This is a genomic window from Pseudomonas sp. 910_21, assembly GCF_052850735.1.
Window position 1 is genome coordinate 514,451 of the sequence record NZ_VXCY01000004.1, and the last position, 26,314, is coordinate 540,764.

Annotated in this window: 24 protein-coding genes; 11 read left to right on the plus strand and 13 right to left on the minus strand. The window is 62.5% G+C overall.

Annotated features, from left to right (window positions below):
* Nucleotide 1 precedes the first annotated feature (1 nt).
* Together FW796_RS16030 and hslO are read right to left on the minus strand one after the other, a co-directional pair.
* Nucleotides 2-1,543: a phosphoenolpyruvate carboxykinase gene (locus FW796_RS16030; protein WP_446439567.1), complete on the minus strand. Its 1,542-nt coding sequence runs from the start codon at nt 1,541-1,543 to the stop codon at nt 2-4.
* A 179-nt stretch (nt 1,544-1,722) separates the two neighbouring features.
* Nucleotides 1,723-2,625, minus strand: coding sequence for an Hsp33 family molecular chaperone HslO (gene hslO, locus FW796_RS16035; RefSeq protein WP_404938046.1), 903 nt, complete (start codon nt 2,623-2,625; stop codon nt 1,723-1,725).
* A gap of 99 nt (nt 2,626-2,724) precedes the next feature.
* On the opposite strand from hslO, the gene FW796_RS16040 reads away from it, so the two are divergent.
* On the plus strand, nt 2,725-3,537 hold the full coding sequence (locus FW796_RS16040; RefSeq protein ID WP_346634124.1) for a phosphatase PAP2 family protein: 813 nt from the start codon (nt 2,725-2,727) through the stop codon (nt 3,535-3,537).
* 76 nt (nt 3,538-3,613) lie between these two features.
* Here FW796_RS16040 and FW796_RS16045 read toward each other — a convergent pair whose 3' ends face one another.
* Nucleotides 3,614-4,018 (minus strand): RNA-binding S4 domain-containing protein, encoded by a 405-nt coding sequence (locus FW796_RS16045; protein WP_016966989.1) that lies wholly within the window; start codon nt 4,016-4,018, stop codon nt 3,614-3,616.
* Nucleotides 4,019-4,133: 115 nt separating this feature from the next.
* Here FW796_RS16045 and rimA point away from each other — a divergent pair, with 115 nt between their 5' ends.
* From rimA to rimK, 3 genes are read left to right on the plus strand one after another with little or no spacing between them, the layout of a single operon-like run.
* Nucleotides 4,134-4,913, plus strand: a complete 780-nt coding sequence (gene rimA, locus FW796_RS16050) for a S6 modification regulatory phosphodiesterase RimA (RefSeq protein WP_346634123.1) — start codon at nt 4,134-4,136, stop codon at nt 4,911-4,913.
* Between the two features lie 17 nt (nt 4,914-4,930).
* Nucleotides 4,931-5,413, plus strand: coding sequence for a retropepsin-like aspartic endopeptidase RimB (gene rimB, locus FW796_RS16055; RefSeq protein ID WP_007931742.1), 483 nt, complete (start codon nt 4,931-4,933; stop codon nt 5,411-5,413).
* Nucleotides 5,410-6,315 (plus strand): 30S ribosomal protein S6--L-glutamate ligase, encoded by a 906-nt coding sequence (gene rimK, locus FW796_RS16060; protein ID WP_007931744.1) that lies wholly within the window; start codon nt 5,410-5,412, stop codon nt 6,313-6,315. The genes rimB and rimK overlap by 4 nt, the downstream gene beginning before the upstream one ends.
* A gap of 75 nt (nt 6,316-6,390) precedes the next feature.
* On the opposite strand, the gene FW796_RS16065 is transcribed toward rimK, so the two are convergent.
* Nucleotides 6,391-7,704, minus strand: coding sequence for an ATP-binding protein (locus tag FW796_RS16065; protein WP_123724213.1), 1,314 nt, complete (start codon nt 7,702-7,704; stop codon nt 6,391-6,393).
* Between the two features lie 105 nt (nt 7,705-7,809).
* Nucleotides 7,810-8,550 carry an osmolarity response regulator transcription factor OmpR gene (gene ompR, locus FW796_RS16070; RefSeq protein ID WP_016966992.1) on the minus strand — a complete coding sequence of 247 codons (741 nt, stop codon included), beginning with the start codon at nt 8,548-8,550 and terminating at the stop codon, nt 7,810-7,812.
* A 360-nt stretch (nt 8,551-8,910) separates the two neighbouring features.
* Between ompR and FW796_RS16075 the strand changes: the two genes are divergently transcribed.
* From FW796_RS16075 to tauD, 7 genes are all read left to right on the plus strand, one after another.
* On the plus strand, nt 8,911-11,235 hold the full coding sequence (locus FW796_RS16075) for a Tex family protein (RefSeq protein WP_346634122.1): 2,325 nt from the start codon (nt 8,911-8,913) through the stop codon (nt 11,233-11,235).
* Nucleotides 11,235-11,618: a PaaI family thioesterase gene (locus tag FW796_RS16080; RefSeq protein WP_011058654.1), complete on the plus strand. Its 384-nt coding sequence runs from the start codon at nt 11,235-11,237 to the stop codon at nt 11,616-11,618. Before FW796_RS16075 ends, FW796_RS16080 begins: the two co-directional genes overlap by 1 nt.
* A gap of 216 nt (nt 11,619-11,834) precedes the next feature.
* A complete protein-coding gene (gene gshA, locus FW796_RS16085) occupies nt 11,835-13,418 on the plus strand; it encodes a glutamate--cysteine ligase (protein ID WP_346634121.1) in 1,584 nt (527 codons plus the stop codon).
* A gap of 161 nt (nt 13,419-13,579) precedes the next feature.
* The gene (tauA, locus tag FW796_RS16090) at nt 13,580-14,557 is read left to right on the plus strand and encodes a taurine ABC transporter substrate-binding protein (RefSeq protein WP_404938045.1); all 978 of its coding nucleotides are present in this window, start codon (nt 13,580-13,582) and stop codon (nt 14,555-14,557) included.
* A 27-nt stretch (nt 14,558-14,584) separates the two neighbouring features.
* Nucleotides 14,585-15,379 (plus strand): taurine ABC transporter ATP-binding subunit, encoded by a 795-nt coding sequence (gene tauB / locus FW796_RS16095; protein WP_346634119.1) that lies wholly within the window; start codon nt 14,585-14,587, stop codon nt 15,377-15,379.
* The gene (gene tauC / locus FW796_RS16100; protein ID WP_404938044.1) at nt 15,376-16,215 is read left to right on the plus strand and encodes a taurine ABC transporter permease TauC; all 840 of its coding nucleotides are present in this window, start codon (nt 15,376-15,378) and stop codon (nt 16,213-16,215) included. The genes tauB and tauC overlap by 4 nt, the downstream gene beginning before the upstream one ends.
* 141 nt (nt 16,216-16,356) lie before the next feature.
* On the plus strand, nt 16,357-17,196 hold the full coding sequence (tauD, locus tag FW796_RS16105; RefSeq protein WP_446439568.1) for a taurine dioxygenase: 840 nt from the start codon (nt 16,357-16,359) through the stop codon (nt 17,194-17,196).
* A 59-nt stretch (nt 17,197-17,255) separates the two neighbouring features.
* On the opposite strand, the gene lpdA is transcribed toward tauD, so the two are convergent.
* The 8 genes from lpdA to FW796_RS16145 are packed head-to-tail and all read right to left on the minus strand — an operon-like array spanning nt 17,256 to nt 26,040.
* Nucleotides 17,256-18,710: a dihydrolipoyl dehydrogenase gene (gene lpdA, locus FW796_RS16110; protein ID WP_346634116.1), complete on the minus strand. Its 1,455-nt coding sequence runs from the start codon at nt 18,708-18,710 to the stop codon at nt 17,256-17,258.
* Complete coding sequence (locus tag FW796_RS16115; RefSeq protein ID WP_446439569.1) at nt 18,707-19,633, minus strand: alpha/beta hydrolase; 927 nt, start codon at nt 19,631-19,633, stop codon at nt 18,707-18,709. Before FW796_RS16115 ends, lpdA begins: the two co-directional genes overlap by 4 nt.
* 37 nt (nt 19,634-19,670) lie before the next feature.
* Nucleotides 19,671-19,868, minus strand: coding sequence for a rubredoxin (locus tag FW796_RS16120; protein WP_123724223.1), 198 nt, complete (start codon nt 19,866-19,868; stop codon nt 19,671-19,673).
* Between the two features lie 37 nt (nt 19,869-19,905).
* On the minus strand, nt 19,906-21,885 hold the full coding sequence (locus tag FW796_RS16125; RefSeq protein WP_346634114.1) for an alpha/beta fold hydrolase: 1,980 nt from the start codon (nt 21,883-21,885) through the stop codon (nt 19,906-19,908).
* 18 nt (nt 21,886-21,903) lie between these two features.
* Complete coding sequence (locus FW796_RS16130; RefSeq protein WP_123724225.1) at nt 21,904-22,224, minus strand: acyl carrier protein; 321 nt, start codon at nt 22,222-22,224, stop codon at nt 21,904-21,906.
* A 51-nt stretch (nt 22,225-22,275) separates the two neighbouring features.
* A complete protein-coding gene (locus FW796_RS16135; protein ID WP_346634113.1) occupies nt 22,276-23,232 on the minus strand; it encodes an acyl-CoA desaturase in 957 nt (318 codons plus the stop codon).
* 31 nt (nt 23,233-23,263) lie between these two features.
* Nucleotides 23,264-24,172, minus strand: a complete 909-nt coding sequence (locus FW796_RS16140; RefSeq protein WP_346634112.1) for an acyl-CoA desaturase — start codon at nt 24,170-24,172, stop codon at nt 23,264-23,266.
* Nucleotides 24,169-26,040, minus strand: coding sequence for a fatty acyl-AMP ligase (locus FW796_RS16145; RefSeq protein ID WP_404938041.1), 1,872 nt, complete (start codon nt 26,038-26,040; stop codon nt 24,169-24,171). Before FW796_RS16145 ends, FW796_RS16140 begins: the two co-directional genes overlap by 4 nt.
* Nucleotides 26,041-26,314 lie beyond the last annotated feature (274 nt).

The following is a 26,314-nucleotide window of genomic DNA, read 5'->3' on the forward strand; positions in this document are numbered from 1 at the left end:
CTTACAGCTTTGGACCTGCAGCCTTGATCGCGTCGCTCACGTCGAACTTCTTGAAGTTCTCGATGAACAGGCCGGCCAGTGCTTTGGCGGCTTCGTCGTAGGCAGCTTTGTCAGCCCAGGTGTTGCGTGGGTTGAGCAGGCCGGTTTCGACGCCCGGTACGGCTTTCGGCACGTCCAGGTTGATGATGTCCAGGTGCTCGGTCTCGGCACCGATCAGCGCGCCGCTCTGGATCGCTGCAATCACGCCACGGGTGGTGGGGATGTTGAAGCGTTTGCCCACGCCGTAGCCACCGCCGGTCCAGCCGGTGTTGACCAGGTAGACCTTGGAGCCGAAGCCGCGGATGCGCTTGATCAGCAGCTCGGCGTACTCGCCCGCCGGACGCGGGAAGAACGGGGCGCCGAAGCAGGTGGAGAAGGTCGACTTGATGCCCGAGCCCGAACCCATTTCAGTCGAGCCCACCAGAGCGGTGTAGCCGGACAGGAAGTGGTAGGCGGCTTGTTCTTCGCTGAGGATCGAGACCGGCGGCAGTACGCCGGTCAGGTCGCAGGTCAGGAAGATCACGGCGTTAGGCTCGCCACCGAGGTTCTTCGGTGCGCGTTTTTCGATCAGCTCGCGCGGGTAAGCGGCACGGCTGTTCTGGGTCAGGCTGTCGTCGGCGTAGTCGGCCTTTTTGTTGGCATCCAGAACGACGTTTTCCAGTACGGCGCCGTGCTGGATGGCTTTCCAGATCACCGGCTCGTTCTTCTCCGACAGGTCGATGCACTTGGCATAGCAACCGCCTTCGATGTTGAACACCACGCCCACGCCCCAGCCGTGTTCGTCGTCACCGATCAGGTAACGGCTTTCGTCGGCGGACAGGGTGGTCTTGCCGGTGCCCGACAGACCGAAGAACAGGGTCACATCGCCTTCTTCGCCCATGTTGGCGGCGCAGTGCATCGGCAGTACGTCGGCAGCTGGCAGCAGGAAGTTCTGCACGGAGAACAGGGCTTTCTTCATTTCACCGGCGTAGCGCATGCCGGCGATCAGCACTTTCTTGGCCGCGAAGTTGATGATCACGGTGCCGTCGGAGTTGGTGCCATCACGCTCTGGCTCGCAAACGAAGTTTGGCGCGTTGAGGATCTGCCACTCGTCTTTGCCACCGGCGTTGTACTGCTCGGGGTTGATGAACAGGCAACGACCGAACAGGTTGTGCCAGGCAGTCTCGGTGGTCATTTTCACTGGCAGGTAGTGCGCCGGATCGGAACCTACATGCACGTGGGAAACAAAACGCTCGCGCTCGCCCAGGTAGGCTTCAACGCGGTCCCACAGGGCGTCGAACTTGGCCGCCGGGAACTTGCGGTTGATCGGGCCCCAGGCGATAGCGTCCTGGGTGCTGGGCTCTTCAACGATGAAACGGTCCACTGGCGAACGGCCGGTACGATGACCGGTGCGAACCACCAGAGCGCCGGTATCGGCCAGTTCGCCCTCACCGCGGTTCAGGGCTTCTTTGACCAGATCATCCACACTCAGATCGGTGTACACGGCGTTATTGGCTTGCGTCATGAGGTTCCCCGTCGGCCATTGGCCGAGTGCTCCAAACGTTTTGTAGTAGAAACTCGCGCACTACTACCGCGAAAAAAGTGCGCCGGATTATGCCAGAAAAGCCCAAAAATAGTAGGGTCCTCCCGTCAGTACGGCGTAATTCCGGCGTTTGCCAGGTGATTTACCTGCGCTGAACCGTTTTAGTGACGAGTATCTGACGGTGTGTCGACGCCTGCTCCAGCAAACAATTGCGCGATATCGGCGGCATCAAACAGATAACGCTCGTTGCAGAACTGGCAATCGATCTCGATGCTGCCGCCATGCTCCACCACCAGCTCCTGAGCATCTTCCAGCCCCAGGCTGACCAGCGCATTGCCCGAGCGCTCACGGGAGCAACTGCAGCGGAAACGCAGCGGTTGCACGTCGAACAGGCGCACGGCTTCTTCGTGGTACAGGCGGTGCAGCACGGTTTCGTTGTCCAGGCTCAGCAGTTCATCGGCGGTCAGGGTGCTGGCCAGGGCGGTGAGATGCTGCCAGTTGGCGTCGCGCTCTTCCTGATCGCGCAGGCGGTCGGCGGGCAGTTGTTGCAGGAGCAGGCCACGGGCACTGCGGCCGTCGGCGTAGAGCCAGAAACGGGTACCGGTCTGTTGCGACATGACGAAGTAGTTAGTGAAGCATTCCGCCAGGCTGGCGCCGTCCAGGTCGACAATGCCCTGGTAGCGCTGGCCATGCGTCGGGTCCACGGTCAGGGCCAGGACGCCGTTGGGCATCAGGTCGGCGAGGGTCGCGTCGGGGGCGATCTGCGCCGCGTCGTAACGGGCCAGGCCACGGATCTCGCGCTCACTGGAGCACTCGATCATCAGCAGCGGCACCGGGCCTTCGGAGCGGGCCTGGAGAATCAGCAAGCCATCGAATTTCAGGGTGCCGACCAGCAACGATGCCGCCGCCATCAGTTCGCCGAGCAACTGTGCAACCGGCTCGGGATAGGGGTGTTTGGCGAGGACTTCCGCGTAACTGCGCTCCAGCGCCACCAGCTCGCCGCGGGTGTCGTTCTCATCAAAGATGAAGCGTTGAGTGAAGTCGGTATCCGGCAAATCAGTCATAGGTCTGGGTATCTGAATGATGACAAAAAGGTTACAAGCACCGAAAATTACGATTTTGCACCATGAAGGTGCAGTTTTTGCGGTGATTGGAGATATTTTATGAACAATCCGGGTTTGTTCCAAGCAAGGTGGAACCTCGGCAAGCTGGTTCTGTGCAATTTACTCCCTTTGGCCCTGCTGGGATTCTGGTTGTGGCCGACCGGGCAGATGTACTGCCTGATGTTCGACGAGTGGCTGTTCCGTCACCTCAACACTCCCCTGGCAACAAACTCCACCTGGCTGCACATCTGGGCCGTGGCCAGCCTGCGCCCCTTCGATATCGTGGTCGGCCTGATCATGCTCAGCCTGCTGATTCGCGGTGACTGGGTGTTCAAGGCGGTGGACGTGCGCCGCGCGTTTTTCGGCTTCCTGTCGATCCTGATTCTCATGGTGGTGATTCGCGCACTGTTTTCCAAGCTGGTGGCGCTGATGAACTGGCAACACAACAGCCCGTCCATGGTGCTCGAAGGCGCCGTGCACATGAGCGACTACTTCCCCGGCTGGGAAAAGACCTGGGAACTCAAGGACCGCTCCAGCCAGAGCTTCCCCGGCGACCACGCTTCGGTGCTGCTGATCTGGGGCCTGTTCATGGGGATCTTCAGCCGCAGCGCTGGCCAGTTCCTGATCGTTTGGGGCCTGACCCTGCTGTTCATGATGCCGCGCCTGGTGGCGGGCGCGCACTGGGGCCAGGACGACTACATCGGCGGCGTGCTGCTGGCGGTGCTGGCCCTGGGCTGGGGCTACTACACGCCGTATGCGGCGCGGATGTCGAACTTCCTGCTGCGCCTGACGCACCCGCTGTTCAAGCTGATGACCCGGATGCCGGTGCTATCGCGCATGAGCGTGGTCCGTTCCAGCAGCCTGCTGCGCTGATCAGACCTGCAGGAGGCGGCTGGCTGGCGAAGGCGTCCTCAAGGGCCCATTCGCCGGCAAGCCGGCTCCTACGGTTTCATTCGTGACTGCTGCCGTGGAATTTGAATAGATCACGGCGCTGTTTCTTGCTCGGTTTGCCATCGGTGCTGACCCCCAGGGCACCAGCCTTGCGCTGGGCCGCCGCGGTTTCTCGCTTGGCGATGCTGGCTTCGGTTTCCGTGTAGAGCGTCTGCGCCTCGGGAGCGCCACGACGGACAATGGAAAGGGCCTGGACCACCACGGTACGTTCGTCGAAGCCGGCGCGAATCTGGTATTCATCGCCTACCCGCGGCTCCTTGCCCGGTTTGCAGCGCTCGCCACGGTGATGCACCTTGCCACTTTCGATGGCCGCCTTGGCCAGGGCACGAGTCTTGTAGAAGCGCGCTGCCCACAGCCATTTATCCAGACGAACCTTGTCCTCTTCTTCCTGCTTGTGCGCCACTGGAATTCCTCTCGGTGAAAAATGTCGCAACTGTACAGCCCGCCTACGGGCTCTCATAAATCCTGCCGCTCACCTAAAATAACCCAGGTTGCGCCCTGATACGCGAGGAGTCCCTGTGACTGACTTCCCCACTACCCTGACCTCGCCCGGCAATCGCTGCGAAGGTTGCCAGCAAAGCCAACCCCTGGGCTTCGATTTTTCCTTCGCCTACCAACCCATAGTCGATCTGCGGGACCAGTCGGTCTTTGCCCACGAGGCCCTGGTGCGCGGAACCAATGGCGAAGGCGCCGCAACGGTGCTGGATCAGGTCACCGACAGCAATCGCTACCGTTTCGACCAGCTTTGCCGTACCCAGGCCATTACCACAGCCGCACAGTTGGGGATGCAAAGCCACCTGTCGATCAACTTCATGCCCAACGCCGTGTACCGGCCGGAACTGTGTATCCGCAGCACCCTGGAAGCCGCCCGCGCCCAGCACTTTCCCCTGGACCGGCTGATTTTCGAAACCCTGGAAAGCCAGCACGTAGATAACAGTCGCCATTTGACCAATATTCTGCGTGAATACCGCGAATTCGGCTTCAAGACCGCCATCGATGACTTCGGCGCGGGGTACTCGGGGCTGAACCTGCTGGCGGATTTCCAACCCGACCTGATCAAGCTCGACATGGCGCTGGTGCGCGATGTCCATCAGGATCGCGTACGCCAGGCGATCATCCGCGCGATTGTCACAATGTGTGCGGAGTTGGGGGTTACAGTCATTGCCGAAGGCGTTGAAAGCGCCGATGAACGGGACTTTCTCGGCGACTGTGGAATTTATCTGATGCAGGGTTACTGGTTCGCCAAACCTGCATTCAAAGCCCTGGCCGAGGTTCCGGCTGCGGCCTGGAAAAGCTAATTGCGGATTTCCCATATTTGAAGACTTTTGACCATTTGACCGTTGTCGGTCTGCGCGAATGGGTGGCGCTTCCTGATCTAGGAGTGGCCGGCCTGCGCGCCAAGATCGATACCGGGGCCAGTACCTCCAGCCTGCATGCCACCGAGATCGAGCCCTTCGAGCGCGACGGTGAGCAGTGGGTGCGCTTCAATGCTCACTTGGGCAGTGTGGTGCAGTTGCGTCACCGGCGCTGCGAAGCGCCGCTGGTGGCGATGAAAACCATTAAAAGCTCCAACGGCCAGGCCCAGGTGCGCTATGTGATCAGCACCACCCTGGCCCTGGGGGATCGCGTGTGGCGGGTGGAATTTACCCTCGCCTGCCGCAAGGCCATGCGCTATCGCCTGCTGCTGGGTTCCAAGGCCCTGATCGACGGCCAGTTGGTGGTCAATCCGGGCATCAAGTACGTACAAGACAAACCGGTGTTCCCGGTATCCACTACCTCTGCCACAGGTGTTGCATGAAGATCGCTGTGCTGTCGCGTAACCCGCGTCTGTATTCCACTCGTCGTCTGGTCGAGGCCGGCACCGAGCGTGGCCATGAAATGGTAGTGGTCGACACCCTGCGCGCCTATATGAACATCGCCAGCCACAAGCCGCAGATCCACTATCGCGGCAAGCCCCTGGAGGGCTTCGACGCGGTGATCCCGCGCATCGGCGCCTCGGTGACATTCTACGGCTGCGCAGTGCTGCGCCAATTCGAAATGATGGGGGTGTTCCCCCTCAATGAGTCGGTGGCCATCGCCCGCTCCCGGGACAAGCTGCGTTCGCTGCAGCTGCTGTCGCGGCGCGGCATCGGCCTGCCCGTGACCGGCTTTGCCCACTCGCCGGACGACATTCCCGACCTGATCGAAATGGTCAACGGCGCGCCCCTGGTGATCAAAGTCTTGGAAGGCACCCAGGGTATCGGCGTGGTGCTGTGCGAAACCGCCACCGCGGCGGAGTCGGTGATCGAGGCCTTCATGGGCCTGAAGCAGAACATCATGGTCCAGGAGTACATCAAGGAAGCCGGCGGCGCCGACATTCGCTGCTTCGTGGTGGGGGACAAGGTGATTGCGGCAATGAAACGTCAGGCCAAACCAGGGGAGTTCCGCTCCAATCTGCATCGTGGCGGCAGCGCCAGCCTGATCAAGATCACCCCGGAAGAACGCATGACCGCGCTACGGGCGGCCAAGGTCATGGGCCTGAGCGTGGCGGGGGTGGATATCCTGCGCTCCAATCACGGGCCGCTGGTGATGGAAGTCAATTCCTCACCGGGCCTGGAAGGGATCGAGACCACCACCGGCAAGAACGTGGCGGGGATCATCATTGAACACATCGAGAAGAATGGCGGGCCGAATATGACCCGGACCAAGGGCAAAGGCTAGGGATCGCGTTGCCGGCCTTTCGCTGGCAAGCCAGCTCCTACGGGCGATGTGCTGCCTATAGGAGCGAAGCCCTGATCAATCCGCATCACGGGGCAGCAGCAGCCCCAATGGCAAGCGCACCCGCGCTTCCAGGCCGCCGTCGGGGCGGTTGCGCAGCTCCACATTGCCGCCATGCATGGCGGCAATCCGTTTGACGATGGCCAACCCCAGGCCGGTGCCCTTGCCACCCCGGGCACGGTCGCCACGGGTGAAGGGGTTGAAGATCGCTTCCAGCTCCGAAGGGTCGATCCCCGCACCGCGATCCATCACGCTCAGCACCACGTAAGGGGCATTGGTGTCGCCGGACACATAGGCCGCCACTTCGACTTCCGTGCCCGCGTGATTCAAGGCGTTGCCGATCAGGTTGTTGAGCAGACGCTTCATCGACACCCGACGCAGCGGGAACGGCTGGATCGGCTCCAGGCGCAGGTGCACCCGCTCTTCATTCTGGTTGTAGGGCGCTGCCACTTCGCGCACCAGATCGCTGAGATCGACCTCTTCCACCGACTCGTCGCGACCGTCGCGGATAAACGCCAGGAACTGGTCGAGGATCGCATCCATGTCCTCGATATCCCGGACCATATCGTCGGTCAGGTCGGTGTGAGCGCCCATCAATTCCAGTGACAGCCGCAGGCGGGTCAGCGGCGTGCGCAAGTCATGAGATACCCCGGCCAGCATCAGCTCCCGTTCACGCCCCGCCTGCTCCACGTCTTCGGCCATCTGGTTGAAGGCGCGATAGACCTCGGTCATCTCGCTCGGTGTGTCGCTGATGGGCAGGCGCACACTGCGCCCCTGGCCCAGTTGCCGAGCGGCGTAGACGAGACGCTTGAGGGGCTGGTTGAGCTGGCTGACGAAGATCCACGCCGAGGCGGTGGAAAGCAGGCCGATGGCCAGGAACCAGCCCAGCACGCTCCAGATCTTCTGCCCTCGCAGCGGGTGGGGATACAGCGGCACCTTGAGCCAGCCATCCCCCAGGCTCGGCGCCCGTACCCAAAGTGCCGGAGGTGCATGCATGCGCAGGCGCACTTCGGTGTCGGCACCCAGTTCAGCCTGCATCTGCCGCTGATAAATCTCACTGTAGGGCCAGTGCTGCTCGCCGGCCGGCACGCCGCTGCCCACCACCTTGATCAGCCCTGCGGCCTCGGCGATCTGGTCGCGGTTGGATTCGTCGGCGGCCCAGTAGGCGCGCAGGGTCAGGGCCACACCGTGGCTGTATTGCCGGTCCACCAGCACGTCCTCGTTCATCAACAGATAAACCAGGGTCAATGCCTTGGAAAACAGCACCACGATCAGCACCAGCCACAGGGTGCGGGAGAAGAAACTCTGGGGGAACCACAACGGGGTTTTCATAACAGCCAATACACACTTTGCAGGAGCGACTCGCGCTCGCACAGTTGCGGAATGCGAACGCCCGGGTCGTTGCCGGCCCGGGCGTTCGCTCCTACAAATCACCTATCACTTGGTCGCGGTGCCATCCGGCACGAAGACATAACCCACGCCCCAGACGGTCTGGATATAGCGCGGCTTGGAAGGATCGGGTTCGATCATCCGCCGCAGGCGGGAGATCTGCACGTCGATGGAACGCTCAAGGGCATCCCACTCGCGGCCACGGGCCAGGTTCATCAGTTTGTCCCGGGTCAGCGGTTGGCGGGCGTTCATCACCAGCGCCTTGAGCACCGCAAACTCACCGGTGGTAAGCATGTGCACTTCATCGCCACGCTTGAGCTCGCGAGTGGCCAGGGACAGTTCGTAGTCACCGAAGGTCACGCTTTCGTCTTCGCTGCCCGGCGCACCCGGCACCGGAGCCGACTGGCGACGCAGCACGGCCTTGACCCGAGCCATCAGCTCGTCAGGGTTGAACGGCTTGGCCAGGTAATCGTCGGCGCCCAGTTCCAGGCCCTTGATGCGGCTCAGCTCGTCGCCCTTGGCGGTGAGCATGATGATCGGGATCTGGTTGTTGGCGCTGCGCAGGCGGCGGCATGCGGTCAAGCCGTCTTCGCCGGGCAGCATCAGGTCGAGAACCACCAGATTGAACACTTCGCGACCCAACAGACGGTCCATTTGCTCGGTGTTCGGTACAGCACGGGCACGGTAGCCCTTGCTGACGAAGAAACGCTCCAGCAGGCTGCTCAGACCCGGATCGTCGTCAACAATAAGAATTTTTTCGCCTTCAGCAGTTTGTGCAGTGCTGCTCATTGGATGCTCCTCTAATCTCGGTGCGCATTATGGCGTAGCTGCCGTTATACGCACCGTGTGCATTGTTAGCAGATTTTTCCTCTATCGCCAGCAAACCCGCTGTCGGCCTGAGGCTGGCGATCACCCCGCAACGGCTAACGCTGGGTATAATGCGCCGCCTTTTGTGTTGGGCAATATCTGATCAGTACGACTTCGGCCGGTTTATTTATTTGTCTGGGCCGGCAGTATTTTTTCGATTTCACGGGTCAACAGGCAGCCTTTTGATCCAGGTGGCGGCGCGGGCCAGGCCGCTCAACCAGACTCGCCGGGCCTTATTTTCGTGCCCGCGGGCCTGCTTTCACACATTTGTCAGGTGGTTTTATGGACAGCATCAACAGCCGCATTGCCGAGGAACTCGGCGTACGCCCACAACAGGTCGAAGCGGCCGTCGCTCTATTGGATGAAGGCTCCACCGTGCCCTTCATCGCCCGCTACCGGAAAGAAGTCACCGGCAGCCTCGATGACACCCAACTGCGTCATCTGGAAGAGCGCCTGCGCTACCTGCGAGAGCTCGACGAACGGCGGATCAGCATCCTCGCCAGCATCGAGGAACAAGGCAAACTGACCCCGGAATTGGCCCGCGACATCAAACTGGCCGACACCAAGACCCGCCTCGAAGACCTTTACCTGCCCTATAAGCAGAAGCGCCGCACCAAGGGCCAGATCGCCCTGGAAGCCGGCCTCGGCGAACTGGCGGACGGCCTGTTCAACGACCCGAACCTGGCCCCGGAAGCCGAAGCCGCCCGCTTCGTCAACGCCGAGAAAGGCGTAGCCGACGTCAAGGCCGCCCTGGAAGGCGCCAAGTACATCCTCATGGAGCGCTTCGCCGAGGACGCCGGCCTGCTGGACAAGCTGCGCAACTTCCTCAAGCAGGAGGCCACCCTCAGCGCCCGCGTGGTCGCCGGCAAGGAAGAGGAAGGCGCCAAGTTCCGCGACTACTTCGAACACGACGAACCGCTGAAAAGCATGCCGTCGCACCGCGCCCTGGCGATTTTCCGTGGCCGCAACGAAGGCATTCTCAGCTCCGCCCTGAAAGTCGGTGACGAGCTGCCGGGCACCATGCACCCATGCGAAGGCATGATCGGCCAGCAATTCGGTATCCAGAACCAGAACCGCCCCGCCGACAAATGGCTCGGTGAAGTGGTGCGCTGGACCTGGAAGGTCAAGCTCTACACCCACCTGGAAACCGACCTGCTGGGCGAGCTGCGCGACGGCGCGGAAACCGAGGCGATCAACGTTTTTGCCCACAACCTGCACGACCTGCTGCTGGCCGCCCCGGCCGGCCCGCGCGCCACCCTGGGCCTGGATCCGGGCCTGCGCACCGGCTGCAAGGTGGCGGTGGTGGATGCCACCGGCAAGCTGCTGGATCACGCCACGGTCTACCCGCACGTACCCCACAACAAGTGGGACCAGACCCTGGCCACCCTGGCCGCCTTGTGCGCCAAGCACGCGGTGGACCTGATCGCCATCGGCAACGGCACCGCCAGCCGCGAGACCGACAAGCTGGCCGCCGAGCTGATCAAAAAATACCCAGCCATGAAAATGACCAAGGTCATGGTTTCCGAAGCCGGTGCATCGGTGTACTCGGCCTCGGAACTGGCGGCCAAGGAATTTCCGGACCTGGACGTGTCGATCCGTGGCGCGGTGTCCATCGCCCGCCGCCTGCAGGATCCACTGGCGGAACTGGTGAAGATCGACCCGAAATCCATCGGTGTCGGCCAGTACCAGCACGATGTGTCGCAGCTGAAACTGGCCCGCGGCCTGGACGCCGTGGTCGAGGACTGCGTGAACGCCGTCGGCGTCGACGTCAACACCGCTTCCGTGGCCCTGCTGGCGCGGATCTCCGGCCTCAACGCGACCCTGGCGCAGAACATCGTCAGTCACCGCGACGAACACGGTGCCTTCAAGACCCGCGCCGCGCTGAAAAAGGTCGCCCGCCTGGGTGAAAAGACCTTCGAACAGGCCGCCGGCTTCCTGCGCGTCATGAACGGCGACAACCCGCTGGACGCCTCGGCGGTCCACCCGGAAGCCTACCCGCTGGTGCAGCGCATCGCCGCCGACACCGGCCGTGACATTCGCTCGCTGATCGGCGACAGCGGCTTCCTCAAGCGCCTGGACCCGAAGAAATTCACCGACGAAACCTTCGGCCTGCCCACCGTCACCGACATCCTCCAGGAACTGGACAAGCCCGGCCGCGACCCGCGTCCGGAGTTCAAGACTGCCGAGTTCCAGGACGGCGTCGAAGACCTCAAGGACCTGCAACTGGGGATGATCCTCGAAGGCGTGGTGACCAACGTCACCAACTTCGGCGCCTTCGTCGACATCGGCGTGCACCAGGACGGCCTGGTGCACATCTCGGCGCTGTCGGAGAAGTTCATCAAGGACCCGCGTGAAGCGGTGAAGGCCGGCGACGTGGTCAAGGTCAAGGTCATGGAAGTCGACATCCCGCGTAAACGCGTGGGCCTGTCGATGCGCATGAGCGACACCCCGGGCGAGAAGATCGACGGTGCCCGCGGTTCTCGTCCAGGCTCGGCGCCCCGCTCCTCCCAGGGCAATGCGCCACGCAAGGAAACCACCGCTGCCGCTCCAAGCAACAACGCCATGGCCTCGCTGTTCGCCAACGCCAAGCAGTTGAAGAAACGCTGATGCAGATCCCCGCCGGTCTGACCGAAAGCGCCTTCAGCCAATTGCTCGGTTGCCGTCTGCAACGCTTGGAAACAGGCGAGGCGGACGTCGCTCTGGAGCTGACCCCGCAGTTGCGCAATCGCGGGCAGAAGCTCCACGGCGGGGCGATCTTCAGCCTGGTGGACATTGCCATGGGGCTGGCCTGTTCCAGCACCCACGGCTTTGACCAGCAGAGCGCCACCATCGAGTGCAAGATCAACTACATCCGCGCCGTGGCCGAGGGCGAGGTGCTGTGCCGGGCCAAGGTGATCCACCCCGGCCGCCGCACCCTGGTGGTGGAAGCGGATGTGATCCAGGGCGACAAACTGGTCGCAAAAGCACAAGGCACCTTCGCGGTCCTATAGCTGCCTGCCCTCAAATTGGGTTAATTTCGGCGCTGCGAAAGCGGCGTCGGGGTTTTCTTGCCCGCGCTGAAGCCAGATTCAAGGATGGAGTGTTGGCGTTTCCAGGCGAGTCGGCTTGACTCAAAAACAAGGCGAAAACGCCAGTTTTAACTTCACCCTTGTAGACCGTCCTGCCCACCCCCATATTGGGGCGACTGACGCGTGAAGGAATCCAACTTGAGCGAACTTCTCAACCGCCGCCTGGCTCTGCTCGGCGAGCGCGCTAACCTCTCCCTGCTCGAGCAGTGCCTGCACGGTATCGAACGTGAATGCCTGCGTGTCACCGGCGAAGGCCGCCTGGCACAGACCCCGCACCCGGAAGAACTGGGTTCCGCGCTGACCAACGAACAGATCACCACCGACTACTCCGAGTCGCTGCTGGAATTCATCACCCCGGCCCTCGCGGACCCGGCGGACACCTTGGCCAGCCTCGACAAGATTCATCGCTTCGCCTACAGCAAGCTCGGCAACGAGTACCTGTGGAGTCCATCGATGCCGTGCCCGTTGCCGGCCGAGGAAGACATCCCGATCGCCTATTACGGCACCTCCAACATCGGTCAGCTCAAGTACGTGTACCGCAAGGGCCTGGCCCTGCGCTACGGCAAGACCATGCAGTGCATTGCCGGCATCCACTACAACTTCTCCCTGCCGGAACAGCTGTGGCCGCTGCTCAAGGACGCGGAAGGCTTTGTCGGCAGCGACCGTGACTACCAGTCCTCGGCCTATATCGCGTTGATCCGCAATTTCCGTCGCTACAGCTGGCTCTTGATGTACCTGTTCGGTGCCTCGCCGGCCCTGGACGCGGGCTTCCTGCGCGGCCGTTCGCACCAGCTGGAACAGTTGGACGCCGAAACCCTGTACCTGCCCTACGCCACCAGCCTGCGCATGAGCGACCTGGGCTACCAGAGCCAGGCCCAGGCCGGCCTGACCCCTTGCTACAACGATCTGAACAGCTACACCGACAGCCTGCGCAAGGCCGTGGCCACGCCTTACGCGCCTTACGTGGAGGTCGGCACCCACAAGGATGGCGAGTGGGTTCAGCTCAACACCAACATCCTGCAGATCGAAAACGAGTACTACTCCAACATCCGCCCCAAACGCGTGACCTACACCGGCGAACGGCCGATCCAGGCGCTGATGGCCCGGGGCATCCAGTACGTCGAAGTCCGTTGCCTGGACATCAACCCCTTCCTGCCCCTGGGCATCGATGTCCAGGAAGCCCGTTTCCTCGACGCCTTCCTGCTGTATTGCGCCTTGAACGACAGCCCGCTGTTCGAGAACAACGAGTGCGGCAACGCCACCTCGAACTTCCTCGCCGTGGTCAAGGAAGGCCGCCGCCCGGGCCTGCAACTGCAACGCCGGGGCCAGCCGGTGGAAATGAAAGAGTGGGCCGCCGAACTGCTGGAGCAGATCGCGCCGTTGGCCGCCCTGCTCGACCAGAGCCACGGCAGCGACGTGCACAGCAAGGCGCTGGACGCCCAACTGGCCAAGGTCAAGGACTCGTCCCTGACGCCTTCGGCCCAGGTGCTGGCGGCCATGAGCGAACACAAGGAAAGCTTCAGCCAGTTCTCCCTGCGCCAGAGTCAGGTGCATGCCGAGTACTTCCGCAGCCAGCCCCTGGCCAAGGAAGAACAAGCCGCCTTCGAAGACGCGGCGCGCAAATCCCTGGAACAGCAAACCGAGCTTGAGCAAAACGAAGTGGGTGATTTCGACGTGTTCGTCGGCGCCTACCAGGCCAGCATCCTGGCCATCAGCAACTAGATCCGTGGCGAGGGAGCTTGCTCCCTCGCCACAATAGCCTGCGGGCCAGGCCCACGAATTTCCCCTCATAAGCTAATGCAAATAAGTTATTTATTTCTGCATTCTTAGATCATTTAGTCTCCTCCCACGCCGATCACCGGCCGCCTATGAGGAGCACCCCCATGAAGCTGCATTTCCCCCTTCGCCTCCTGGCGGCCGCGTCCCTGGCCGCTGCGAGTTTCTTTGCCCAGGCGGCCGACGTTACCGTCGCCTATCAGACCACCGTCGACCCGGCCAAGGTCGCCCAAGCCGACGGCAGCTATGAAAAAGCCACCCAGGCCAAGATCAACTGGCGCAAATTCGATAACGGTGCCGACGTCATCGCTGCCATCGCTTCCGGCGATGTGCAGATCGGCTACCTGGGCTCCAGCCCGCTGACCGCCGCCATCACCCGCAAGGTGCCGGTGGAAACCTTCCTCATCGCCACCCAGATCGGCGCCGCCGAAGCCCTGGTGGCCCGCGACGGTTCCGGGATCAAGAGCCCTCAGGATCTGGTCGGCAAGAAGGTCGCCGTGCCGTTCGTTTCCACCGGCCACTACAGCCTGCTGGCGGCGCTGAAACACTGGAACATCGACTCCTCGAAAGTGCAGATCCTCAACCTCGCGCCACCGGCGATCATTGCCGCCTGGAAACGCGGCGATATCGATGCCACCTACGTGTGGGACCCAGCCCTGGGTGTGGCCAAGGAAAACGGCAAGGTGCTGATCACCTCCGGTGAGCTGGCCAAGTTCGGCGCGCCGACCTTCGATGCCTGGATCGTGCGCAAGGACTTCGCCGAGAAGCACCCGGAAATTGTCACGGCTTTCGCCAAGGTGACCCTGGATGCCTATGCCCAATACCGCAAAGACCCGCAAGCCTGGCTGGCCAACCAGGGCAACGTCGACAAACTGGTGAAGCTCTCCGGGGCCAAGGCCAGCGATATCCCGCTGCTGCTGCAAGGCAACGTCTACCCACTGGCCGCCGATCAGGTGGTCAGCCTCGGCGCCCCGACCACCAAGGCCATCACCGACACCGCGGTGTTCCTCAAGGAGCAAGGCAAGGTCGAGGCGGTACTGCCGGACTACGCCCCTTACGTCAGCGCCAAGTTCATCACTGAATAACCCGCGACCGGACAGGAGATAGCCGTCATGGCCTTGCTACAACTGGAGCGCATCAGCGCACAGTACCCCGGCGCCGCCGAACCGGTGCTGGCGGATATTTCCCTGACCCTGGGGCCACAGCAACTGCTGGTCGCCCTGGGCCCCTCCGGCAGCGGCAAGACTTCGCTGCTGAACCTGATTGCCGGGTTCGTCGACCCCAGCGCCGGGCGCATCAGCCTCGACGGCGTGCCGGTCAAGGGCCCCAGCGCCGAGCGTGGCGTAGTGTTCCAGGACGACGCCCTGCTGCCCTGGCAGGACGTGCTGGCCAATGTCGCCTTCGGCCTGGAGCTGGCCGGAGTAGCTCGAGACCGGCGTGAAGCCCGGGCTCGGGAGATGCTCGCCCTGGTGGACCTTGCCGGTTTCGAAAAGCGCCGTGTCTGGCAGCTCTCCGGTGGGCAGAAACAGCGCGTGGGCCTGGCCCGCGCCCTGGCCGCCGACCCGCGAGTGCTGCTGATGGACGAACCCTTCGGTGCCCTGGATGCCTTCACCCGCGAGCAGATGCAGGAACTGTTGCTGCAAGTCTGGCGCCGCACCGCCAAGCCGGTATTCCTGATTACCCACGACATCGAAGAAGCGGTGTTCCTGGCCACCGACCTGATCCTCCTGGCCCCCAACCCGGGGCAGATCGTCGAACGCCTGAACCTGGACTTCGGCCAGCGCTACGCCGCCGGCGAATCGGCGCGGGCGATCAAGTCCGACCCGTTGTTCATCGAAACCCGCGAACACGTGCTGTCCCGGGTGTTCTCCCAACGCAGCGCCACCCAGCAGCAGGAGCGCCCATGAGCAGCTACGAGATTCCCGCCACCGCCACCCGCGATGCCAACCCGAAAGCGCCATTGCCGGTGCGCCGCAGCCTGAGCACCCGCTGGATCAGCGTGCTGACCCTGATCATCCTGCTGGCCCTGTGGTGGGCGGTGACCGCCACCGGCCTGATCGAACCGCTGTTCCTGCCGCCACCGGCCGCCGTTCTGCAAAAAGGTTGGTTGCTGGCCACCAGCGGCTACATGGATTCCACCCTCTGGCAGCACCTGGCGGCAAGCCTGCAACGCATCGGCCTGGCCCTGGGCTTTGCCGTGCTGACGGCCATTCCGGTGGGCATCGCCATTGGCGCCAACCGCATCGCCCGTGGCGTGCTGGACCCACTGATCGAGTTCTACCGGCCGATACCGCCACTGGCCTATCTGCCGCTGATCGTTATCTGGTGCGGCATTGGCGAGCTGTCCAAGGTGCTGCTGATCTACCTCGCCATCTTCGCCCCGATCGCCATCGCCACCGCCACCGGCGTGCGCACCGTCGACCCGGCCAAGCTGCGCGCCGCCCAGTCCCTGGGCGCGACCCGGGCGCAGCTGATTCGCCACGTGATCCTGCCCAGTGCCTTGCCGGACATCCTCACCGGCGTGCGCATCGGCCTGGGCGTGGGCTGGTCGACCCTGGTGGCGGCGGAGCTGATTGCCGCCACCAGTGGCCTGGGTTTCATGGTGCAGTCCGCCGCGCAATTCCTGGTCACCGATGTGGTGGTGCTGGGGATACTGGTGATTGCCCTGATCGCCTTCGCCATGGAGATGGGCCTGCGCGCCCTGCAACGCAAGCTGGTGCCCTGGCACGGCCAATCCCACTGACAACAACCCCCCCTCTCCTGTGTAGGAGCCGGCTTGCCAGCGAAGAGGCCCGCAAGCCTCATACCCGCCTCTCGGCTGCCTTCGCCGACAAGCGGAACACCTCCCGGCCGGCTCCTACACACAGCGAATACGAGAACGACCATGAGCCTGACCCTCACCCCTTTAAGCTCCGCCCTCGGCGCCCAGATCAGTGGCGTCGATATCAGCCAGCCGCTCAGCGTCGAGCAGCGCGATGCCATCGAGCAGGCACTGCTCAAGCACCAGGTGCTGTTCTTCCGCGACCAGCCGATCAACCCACAGCAACAGGCGCGCTTTGCCACCCACTTCGGTGACCTGCACATTCACCCGATCTACCCCAATGTGCCGGACCAACCGCAAGTGCTGATCCTCGACACCGCCGAAACCGACGTGCGCGACAACGCCATCTGGCACACCGACGTAACCTTCCTGCCGACCCCCGCCATGGGCGCGGTGCTCAGCGCCAAGCTGCTGCCGGAATTTGGCGGCGACACGCTGTGGGCCAGCGGCATCGCCGCCTACGAAGCCTTGTCCGAGCCGATGAAAAACCTGCTGCAGGGCCTGACCGCCACCCACGAGTTCATCAAGTCCTTCCCTCTGGAGCGCTTCGGCAACACCCCCGAAGACCTGGCGCGCTGGGAGGAAACCCGACGCAAGAACCCACCGCTGTCGCACCCGGTGATCCGCACCCATCCGGTGAGCGGACGCAAGTCGCTGTTCGTCAACGACGGCTTCACCACCAAGATCAACGAACTGTCCGAGAGCGAAAGCGCAGCCATCCTCAAGCTGCTGTTCACCCACGCCACCCGCCCGGAATTCACCATCCGCTGGCGCTGGCAGGAAAATGACGTGGCGTTCTGGGACAACCGCGTGACCCAGCACTATGCGGTGGACGACTACCGTCCACAGCGCCGAGTCATGCACCGCGCGACCATTCTTGGGGATGTACCGTTCTTTCGCTGAAACGCGGGGGATGCAGCAAGCCCCGGCCCCGCTGAATGAGCGAGGTCGGGGAAAGCTGGCTATTTCACGCTGGCGGGAGCTTTCTTCTTGCGATTGCCGATATGAATCGCCTGGCCATTCACCGACAGGGCGGCTTCATGCAGGGCTTCGGACAGGGTCGGGTGGGAGAACACCATCATCCCCAGGTCTTCGGCGCTGGTGCCGAACTCCATGCCGATCGCGCCTTCCTGGACCAGTTCCGCAGCGCCCGGTCCTATCACATGCACCCCAAGTACCCGGTCGGTGCCCGCATCGGCAATGACCTTGACCAAGCCGGCGGTGTCGTTGGCCGCCATGGCGCGGCTGCTGGCGGAGAACGGGAAGGTGCCGATGTTCAGCTCGATGCCCTGGGCCTTGAGGGCCTGTTCGGTCTGGCCGACCCAGGCGATTTCCGGGTGGGTGTAGATCACTGACGGGATCAGTTCGTAATTGAGCGGATGGTGATGCCCGGCAAGGCTCTCGGCCACCATCACCCCTTCTTCCGAAGCCTTGTGCGCCAGCATCGGGCCGCGTACCACGTCGCCAATGGCGAACACCCCGGGCACACTGGTCAGGCACTGACCGTCGACGTGGATGAAGCCGCGCTCATCCAGCTGTACGCCACTGTCAGGCGCCAACAGGTCGGTGGTCAGGGGCCGACGACCCACGGCGACGATCAGGCGGTCGAAGGTCTGCTGCTTGTCTTCGCCGGCCTCGCTGAGGCTGACCTTGACGCTGTCGCCCTGCACTTCGGACGCCGTCACCCGGGCACCCAGACGGATATCCAGGCCTTGCTTGCCAAGGATCTTCTGCGCTTCCTTGGCGATCTGTACGTCCACTGCCGGCAGGAAGCTGTCGAGGGCTTCGAGTACCGTCACTTCGGCGCCCAGGCGGGCCCAGACCGAGCCCAGCTCCAGACCGATGACACCGGCGCCGATCACCCCCAGGCGCTTGGGCACGCTGGTGAATTCCAGGGCTCCGGTGGAGTCGACGATCACCTTGTCCGTCAGCGGCGCGGCGGCGATATCGATAGGCCGTGAGCCGGGGGCGAGAATGATGCTGGTGGCGCTGATGCGCTGGGTGCTGCCATCGGCCGCGGTGACCTCCACTTCCTTGTTGGCCAGCAACTTGCCGTGACCTTCCAGCAGGGCCACGCCATTGGCCTTGAACAGCGAGGCGATGCCGCCGTTGAAATTGCGTACCACGCCGTCCTTGCGCGCCAGCATGGCCGGCACGTCCATCTGCGGATTGCTGATGCCGATGCCGTGCACCTCGAAACCGTTGCGCGCCTCGTAATAGTGATGGGAGCTGTCCAGCAGCGCCTTGGAGGGAATGCAGCCCACATTGAGGCAGGTGCCGCCCAGAGCGGTCTTGCCGTCCTTGCCCTTGTAGCGCTCGATACAGACCGTCTTCAGTCCCAGTTGCGCAGCTCGGATCGCCGCGACGTAGCCGCCGGGACCCGCGCCGATAACGATCACATCGTATTTTTCACTCATTGATTGCCGTCCTTTGCACAGACAAAATCGACCACGGCTCCCATGGTCGCGTTGTCCTTGAGAATTTTCAGGTGGCCAAGCCCGCGGGTTTGCAGGACTTGCCGGTGACGCAAGCCTTCAGCGAAGGATTGCAGGTCATCTGCCGGGACTTCCTGATCCTGCTGGTCATGCACCAGCAGCACCGGGATATCCACCTGGTGGCCATAACGACTGACCGCCAGGCTGCTCATGTCCTTCTGATAGCGTTGCTCAACCAGAAGTTGCATGCGTTGTCTGACGTCATCGTTGATCCACAGAAAGGCCGCAAAACGCCGTACGACGTTTTCGATGTCGGCCGGCGCGGCAACCAGTACTGCACGCTGGAAGTCCTTGCCGACCGGGGTGCTCAAGGCATACCCGGCGGCAGCGCCGCCCAGGGAATGCCCGATCACCGTATCAAACGGCCCCAGTTGTTTCTGCACCTGATCCAGCATGCTGACGAAGGTCGGCAGCGAGGCTTGCCGGCCACCGCTACCGCCATGGCCGATGCAGTCGAAGGACAGCACTTCACAGCCCTCCTCCAACAACAGCGGAATAAGGTACTGCCACTGGGTACTGGCGCCACTCCAGCCATGCACCAGCACCACCCGCCGGCGGACCTGTTGCGGGGTCCAGCGGAAGCAACGCAGCCGCCCTTCCTCGGTGTCCAGGTCCTGCACCGTGGCGCTGGGCAGCGTCAGCGGAAAATGCTGGCGCAGCCGTTGCGGTGTGGTGAACATCTTCAGCGCCCGCACCGCAGCACGCCGAGGAAGCAGCCGCGACTCAATCCAGAAACTGCAACGCAGCAGCCCCAGAACCCCGTTATAAATGCCCTTGAAGAGCATTTTCCTGAAGCTGCGGCGCCGGCCCTTGGCAGGTGCCGACGGTTGCTCTTGGGTCGCCATCTTCCTTCCTCATCGACTACAGGGTTCAAGCGTTGGCTTACAGCTTCACCATGTTGAAGTCCAACTTGCTCACGCCACATTCCGGGCAGGTCCAGTCTTCGGCAATGTCGTCCCAGGCGGTGCCCGGAGGCACCCCCGAATCGGGATCGCCAAGCCGTTGATCGTAGATCCAGCCGCAAATCAGGCACATCCACAGGCCGGACTCGGCCACAGCGTTTTCAGCATAGGTCGTCATGGGTGGTTAACCATCATCAAAGGGTTGTGCGTTGTTCTCATGCGCTGGCCTGAGCCACTTCGGCCACCTTGATGTTCTGTGCCAGGAACTGCGCCACCTGCTCCACCACTGCAGCATCGGAGAGGATGCGCACGTGGCCGAGCCCGGACACCGGCTCCAGCTTCGCCCAAGGCATCAGCGTGGTGATCTGCTGCGCCTCGCAGAACGGCACGATCGGGTCGTTGAGATCATGCAGCACCAGCGTCGGCAGTTGCAGGGCATTGCCCAGCGCCGGGATGTCCCAATGCTGGACCGGCACACCATTGCGCTTCCACAGTTCGCGGTGCATGGCATCGACGATTTGCGGCTTGAGTTTGAGGTAGCCATTGGCCCAGCGCTGGATCACCACCGGCAGGTTGGCCGGCGAACCCAGCAGGCACAGGGCCTTGATCCGATGGGTCTCGGCCAGTTCGGCCAGGGCACCGGTGGCGGCGATACCGCCCAGGGAGTGAGCGACGATCCCCACCACATCGCCCAGGGCGACAATGGCCGCTTTCACCGCATCCTTGAACTCGGTCATGGTGCTCAGCGAGCCCGGCGAGATGCCGTGGGCCGGGGCATCGAAGGTCGCGACCTTGAAGCCCTGGCGCTGCAGTGCACGAGTAAAGGAGTACAGGCTGCGACTGTCCGCCCCCCAGCCATGGACCAGGAGAATGGTCTGGTCGCCCGTGCCCCACTGGTAGCCATGGGGAACGCCCGCAATGCCCTTGATATGGAAACGCTGGGCGCCCAGGGGGCTCATTTCCTTGTCCGGCTGTTTGATGTATTCCCGGGTATAGCCGAACAGGTCCGTGGCCTTGGCGCCGGCGGTGTCCACCGAGAGTGTCCCCAGCACGCCCATGTAGCTGCGCAGCATTTGCTGCTTCAGGGTCAGCGGGCTGTTGGCCGCCTTGGCGCCTGGCGTGCTCAGGTCCCCGGTCGCCTGGGCCGGCTGGTCAAAGGACTCATAGAAGCCATTGACCGGGTCGTACAGGTGGCAATTGCGCGCCACGTGCCATACATCCTGCACGGTCATGGGCTTCTCGCGGACCATGCCCGGGAAGGCGGTCTTCAGCGCTGCCTGGGCTTCGGGCAGGTTGTAGTGGGGAATGATCGGCGCCACGTGGTGCGCGGTGTGCACCGAAATGTAGTGAGTCAGGAACAGCAACCACTTGGGGTACATGTAGTCAGTGGTCAGCAGCAGTCGGCTGCTGTTGAAGCTCCAGTGCTCCTTGGTCAGGAACGGAGTCTCATCGCTGATGTGATGCATCATGGTGGTCAGGCTGAACCAGGCATGGGTCGCCAGCCACGGGGCGACGAAGTACAGGAACAGCCCGGTGAAGCCGGTGAAGTACACCAGGGTCGGCAGGTAGATCAGCGCAGCCACCACCATGAACAGGATCGAACGACGCACTTCGTTGCGCGCTTCGAGCTTGTGGAACATCGACGGGCGAAAGCCCGAGTGACGCTGGTAGTTGACCGTGCCCAGCCAGAACAGCCAGGTGCGGGTGCTGCTGTAGACCAGCTTGTCCCACCAGGGCATGGCGTCGTATTGCACGCGCAGTACCGGGCGCCAGTCGACGTCCATTTCCAGGTTGTTGGTGTTGGCGTGGTGCATGTTGTGCATGTGGCGCCAGCCGTGGAACGGGTACAGCAACGGCAGCAAGGCGATATGCCCGAGGATGTGGTTGAAGCTGCGATTGCGCGAGAACGAGTTGTGCCCGCAATCGTGAGCCACACAGAACAAGCCCCAGCCGCCCAGGCCCGCCACCAGCCACAGCGGCAGGTAGAACATCCAGTGCACGTGGGCGACCGCCACTATCGCACCGATGTAGAGCATGTAGCTGACGACGAAGCTGAGCATCCCGCGCCATACCCGAGGCTGATACAGGTGCTTGGGGATTGCGTCAGTCAGACGCAGGCCTTCGATCTCCTGTGAGCGTCGGAGCAGGTCATTGAATTTATCGTTTTTTTGCGAAGGCATCTGTGCAATGGCCATGGCCAAGCTCCTGCGAAGTCAAACTTCGGATGTGGTCAGTTCGTTGGCCAGGTATTTGGACAAGTCATCGATGCTGGAGTATTCGAACAGCAGGGCCGGGGACAGGCGCTGCTCCATGAACTTCTCCAGGTCGCCCGCCACCTTCACCGCCACCAGCGAGTCGAGGCCGTAGGACTCGAAGCTGCGGGCGGTATCGACCTGGGACGGATCGATCTTCAGCAGCGCACCCATTTTCTGCACCAGCCAATGCTTGATGCTCTCTTCGTTGAGTTCGACCGCCGCCTGTTTTTTCTCCGAGAAGCTCAGAGTGCTCAGCAAATTGGAAATGAAGTTGGCCATAGGATCTTCCTTGATGAGTAGGATGGTTTACAGATCAGACGATCCCGTTGCTCAGGATGCGGCCTGACGCTTACGGACTTTGTCGATCATTGCCTGGGACGGTGAACGCAGGTCTGAGACCAGTCTCAGCTTGCCCATTAACGCCAGTGTCCAGCCCGACAAGTCGGGCTCCCACCAATGCACGCCATGCCGGTACCAGGCAGGGAATGCGTGGTGATTGTTTTGCAGCCCCTCGCCAAAGGTGAGGAACGCGACAATCCAGTTGTTGGTGCTCTGGTCGTGGGTCACGAACGGCCGGGCGCCATAGCGGTGGCAAATGGAGCCCACGCACCAGGCCGCCTGGTTGGCAACGAAGATCCGCGCCAGGCCGCCAAAAATCAGGCCGCTCCAGGCACCGGACCAGCTCTGGGTGACCAGGCCGCCAATGATCCCCGGCAGCACCACGCCCAGAGCGACCCAGAACAGGTAGGTCTGGTTGTAGAAGAACAAACGACGGTCACGCAGGATGTCGGGGGCGAAGAAGTTCCAGCTCGACATGTCCGGCGCCAGCATCCACGGCATGTGCGCATGCCACAGGCCCTTGGCGCGCTCCAGGCGGCTCTGGCCCATCAGGTTCGGCGAATGCGGATCACCGTGCTGGTCGCTGTAGGTGTGATGCCGGCGATGGGTGGTGACCCAGAACAGGATCGGACCCTGGGCCGCCATGGAGCCGGCGATCAGCATCAGGCTGCTCATCAGGCGCGAGGTCTTGAAGGCGCGATGGGCCAGGTAGCGGTGATAGCCCATGGAGACGCCGAACATCTGGATCGCGTAGAACACCCCGAAGAGGATGAAGTCCAGGGCGTGCACCTGACCGGTGACCCACAGGCGGATCGCCTCGAAGGCACCGAACAAGGGAACCAGCATCACCGCCAGCGCAATGCGCGCCTTGGTTCTGGCGGCTGCCGGACTCAGCTGCGCGACCCCGTTGATCTCTGGAGTTGCTGTGGTTGTGAGGATCTCGTCCATGAATAGCTTCCTGTGAGGTAAGTACCGGCAATCAGCTTTCTGTAGGTTCTGCAGCGGCGGGCGCACCAGGACGCTTCACGTCCCAAGCCAGACCGCACAAGGCCAGCAACTCGATGAACCAGCCACCGATGTCCAGCTGCCAGGGCTTGAGCCCGGCGTGAGCCAGCGCCGGAAAGGCGTGGTGGTTGTTGTGCCAACCGCCGCCGACCGTTGGAATCGCCAGCCAGAACACATTGCGGCTGGTGTCCCGAGTCGGATGGTCACGGCCGCCGACCCGATGGGCGAAGGAGTTGATGCACCAGGTGGCGTGGTCCACCAGGAAGATCCGCACAAAACCGCCCCACAACAGGCCACTCAGTGCGCCTTCCCAACTGCGGGTAATCAGCCCGCACACCAAGGTAGGAAGCAGCAGGCCGAGAATGATCCACAGGTAGTAGCGCTGGTTGATCTGCATGATCAGTCGGTCGCGAATCAGGTCGGGAACGAACTGGCTCCAGTTCTGCTTTCTCAGGCTGAACAGCCAGCCCAGATGGGCGTGCCACCAGCCTTGGATATTGCCGACAAAGCCTTCCTTGAGCGGACGCGGCGAGTGCGGGTCGCCTTCCTTGTCGGTGAAGGCGTGATGCTGGCGATGGGTGGCCGCCCAGAACAGGATCGGGCCCTGGGCCGCCATCGAACCGGCGATACCGAACAACGCAGTGACCACCGGGCCGGCCTTGAACGCATGGTGGGAAAAGAAGCGGTGCATCCCCACTTCCACCCCCAGAGCGGTCAGCAGGTACATGCTGGCCAGCGCAGCAAATTCCAGCCAGCCAATGCCCTGCTGCCAGGCCAGGACCAGAGCGACCACGGTGCCCACCGCCGGCACACCCACGGTCAGCCAGGCCAGTTGACGCTCGCGATGACCGGTACGGTCGATATGAGGATTCATGGCCGTCATGACAGAGCATCCGTAGGGGTTTTAAGGGGTTGTGCCGAGGCCGCTGCAGCCGAACGTCCGGCTCCGTAACGCGCCAGGCTGTCGTTGAGCAGGGCCTGCCGGGTGGCCTGACGCTGGACCTTGCCGCTGGTGGTCAGCGGGATGCCGCCCATGGGCGCCAGATGGATACGCGCCGGGGACACGCCAAACTGGCTGACCAGGGTGCTGGTGATCAGCTGGCGCAGTTGTTCCTGCTGGGCTTCGTCGAGCTTTTCGCTGCGCTTGATCTCGACCACGATCGCCAACTGCTCCTGCTGGCCGTTATCCACGCCCACCGCCACACAACCATTGCTGCGGATGCGCGGGTCTGCGCTCTCGACCGCCAGCTCCAGGTCCTGGGGATACAGGTTGCGACCGGCGATGATGATCAGATCCTTGAGGCGGCCGGTGACGAACAGTTCATCCCGATACAAGGCCCCCAGGTCGCCGGTGCGCATGAAGTGTCCGTCGACGCCCGGCAACTTGGCGCGGAACACTTGCTCGCTCAACACTTCCTTGCCCCAGTAACCGGCCCCCACGTTGTCGCCCTGGACCCAGATCTCACCGATCTGGCCGTCGGCGACCGGCTGCAGGCTGACGGGATCGACAATCGCCAGGCGCAAGCCCGGGGCCACCCGTCCGCTGCTGACCAATGGCAGCGCGAACCCATCCTCGGCGTCGACAATGGCCAAGGTCCCGGTGGCGAGCTGGTCCCGATCCACCTGGGTATTGAATGCCGGTTCGTCATGGGGTTTGCCCGAAACCAGCACCGTCGCCTCGGCCAGCCCATAGCAGGGGCCCAGGGCCGCAGGGTTGAAGCCGGCGGCGGCAAAGCGCTCGGAGAAACGCGCCAGGGTGCTTTGCCGGACCGGTTCGGCCCCACAGTAGATGGCCTTGAGTTTGCTCAGATCGAGGGCTGCCAGCTCGTCATCGGTGATGTTTTCAACACACAGATCAAAGGCGAAGTTCGGCGCGATGGTGACGTCGGCGCCATACCTGGACACCGCATCCAGCCAGCGCAATGGCCGCTGGACAAAATGCCCGGGGCTGATGAGCACGGTGGGAAAGGCGTCGTAGATCGGCTGCAATATGCCGCCCATCAGGCCCATGTCGTGGTAGGGCGGCAGCCAGCTGCAGCCCACGCGATCCTTGGCCTCGCCCATCCATTGGCTGGCGCTGCGGCAATTGCTGTAGAGGTTGGCGTGGGTCAGCATCACGCCCTTGGGCGCGGAGGTGGAACCCGAGGTGTATTGCAGCAGGGCCAATTGACCGGGGGTCACAGCCTGCCCCTGCCAAGATGAATTCTCTGTGGCCAGCTCTTGCGGATCGACCCATTGCGGCGCGGGCACATCACCCTGCAGCAAGGCGTTGACCCGCTCCTGGGAGCGCATGAAACGCGAGCTGGTCAGCACGATCTGCGGATGGGCGTCGGCACAGATCAACGCCAGACGCTCCAGGCCTCGGGTCCCCACTGGCGGGAAAGCGGGAATCGCCACCGCACCGGCCAGGAACAGACCGAACAGCGAAACGATGTAGTCGATACCGGTCTCGAACAGCATCAGCACCCGTTTTCCCCGGGGCTCGAAAATCTGCAGCGCCGCGGCCAATCGTTGACTACGCTGCCACAGTTCGGCGTAGCTGATGGGCGCCTCCTCTTGCTCGCCATCGAGCAAGTGAATAAAGGCTGTCGCATCAGGTTGAAGCCAGGCGCGATAAGCCAGTACTTCGGTAACCGAACTTAAACATTCGATTCCCAGGGTGCCGGCCAGCGCCAGATCATCCACTGCTAGATGCGCCGAGAAGGTTTGATTGACATCATTTAGATAATCACGAGGCACGGCGTAGTTCATTCAAAATCCTTTTTAAATGGAGAGCCATATATTGACCTAATGGTCGTTTATTATTTTCAGCACTAAGGAACCGAACAAACGCCCCTAAGAAGGGGAGCTCTTACTAGGCAGTAGACAAGATGTCATTTTATTGACAGAGCGAAGCATTCACTTGATGAATGCATTTTTTCTTATATGTCCCACTGGGAATAGCGTGGGCAGAGAAAGTTAGATTTGGACGCGTTGAGAAGTCTGCCATCAGCTTGTATATTTTGCTAATGCACAAATGGACACT

What these genes read in the sequence shown, in the direction of transcription:
- FW796_RS16030 (WP_446439567.1), bottom strand. Translation starts at nt 1,543, where the DNA reads ATGACGCAAGCCAATAACGCCGTGTACACCGATCTGAGTGTGGATGAT.
- hslO (WP_404938046.1), bottom strand. Translation starts at nt 2,625, where the DNA reads ATGACTGATTTGCCGGATACCGACTTCACTCAACGCTTCATCTTTGAT.
- FW796_RS16040 (WP_346634124.1), top strand. Translation starts at nt 2,725, where the DNA reads ATGAACAATCCGGGTTTGTTCCAAGCAAGGTGGAACCTCGGCAAGCTG.
- rimK (WP_007931744.1), top strand. Translation starts at nt 5,410, where the DNA reads ATGAAGATCGCTGTGCTGTCGCGTAACCCGCGTCTGTATTCCACTCGT.
- FW796_RS16065 (WP_123724213.1), bottom strand. Translation starts at nt 7,704, where the DNA reads ATGAAAACCCCGTTGTGGTTCCCCCAGAGTTTCTTCTCCCGCACCCTG.
- ompR (WP_016966992.1), bottom strand. Translation starts at nt 8,550, where the DNA reads ATGAGCAGCACTGCACAAACTGCTGAAGGCGAAAAAATTCTTATTGTT.
- FW796_RS16075 (WP_346634122.1), top strand. Translation starts at nt 8,911, where the DNA reads ATGGACAGCATCAACAGCCGCATTGCCGAGGAACTCGGCGTACGCCCA.
- FW796_RS16080 (WP_011058654.1), top strand. Translation starts at nt 11,235, where the DNA reads ATGCAGATCCCCGCCGGTCTGACCGAAAGCGCCTTCAGCCAATTGCTC.
- tauA (WP_404938045.1), top strand. Translation starts at nt 13,580, where the DNA reads ATGAAGCTGCATTTCCCCCTTCGCCTCCTGGCGGCCGCGTCCCTGGCC.
- tauB (WP_346634119.1), top strand. Translation starts at nt 14,585, where the DNA reads ATGGCCTTGCTACAACTGGAGCGCATCAGCGCACAGTACCCCGGCGCC.
- tauC (WP_404938044.1), top strand. Translation starts at nt 15,376, where the DNA reads ATGAGCAGCTACGAGATTCCCGCCACCGCCACCCGCGATGCCAACCCG.
- tauD (WP_446439568.1), top strand. Translation starts at nt 16,357, where the DNA reads ATGAGCCTGACCCTCACCCCTTTAAGCTCCGCCCTCGGCGCCCAGATC.
- lpdA (WP_346634116.1), bottom strand. Translation starts at nt 18,710, where the DNA reads ATGAGTGAAAAATACGATGTGATCGTTATCGGCGCGGGTCCCGGCGGC.
- FW796_RS16115 (WP_446439569.1), bottom strand. Translation starts at nt 19,633, where the DNA reads ATGGCGACCCAAGAGCAACCGTCGGCACCTGCCAAGGGCCGGCGCCGC.
- FW796_RS16120 (WP_123724223.1), bottom strand. Translation starts at nt 19,868, where the DNA reads ATGACGACCTATGCTGAAAACGCTGTGGCCGAGTCCGGCCTGTGGATG.
- FW796_RS16125 (WP_346634114.1), bottom strand. Translation starts at nt 21,885, where the DNA reads ATGGCCATTGCACAGATGCCTTCGCAAAAAAACGATAAATTCAATGAC.
- FW796_RS16130 (WP_123724225.1), bottom strand. Translation starts at nt 22,224, where the DNA reads ATGGCCAACTTCATTTCCAATTTGCTGAGCACTCTGAGCTTCTCGGAG.
- FW796_RS16135 (WP_346634113.1), bottom strand. Translation starts at nt 23,232, where the DNA reads ATGGACGAGATCCTCACAACCACAGCAACTCCAGAGATCAACGGGGTC.
- FW796_RS16140 (WP_346634112.1), bottom strand. Translation starts at nt 24,172, where the DNA reads ATGACGGCCATGAATCCTCATATCGACCGTACCGGTCATCGCGAGCGT.
- FW796_RS16145 (WP_404938041.1), bottom strand. Translation starts at nt 26,040, where the DNA reads ATGAACTACGCCGTGCCTCGTGATTATCTAAATGATGTCAATCAAACC.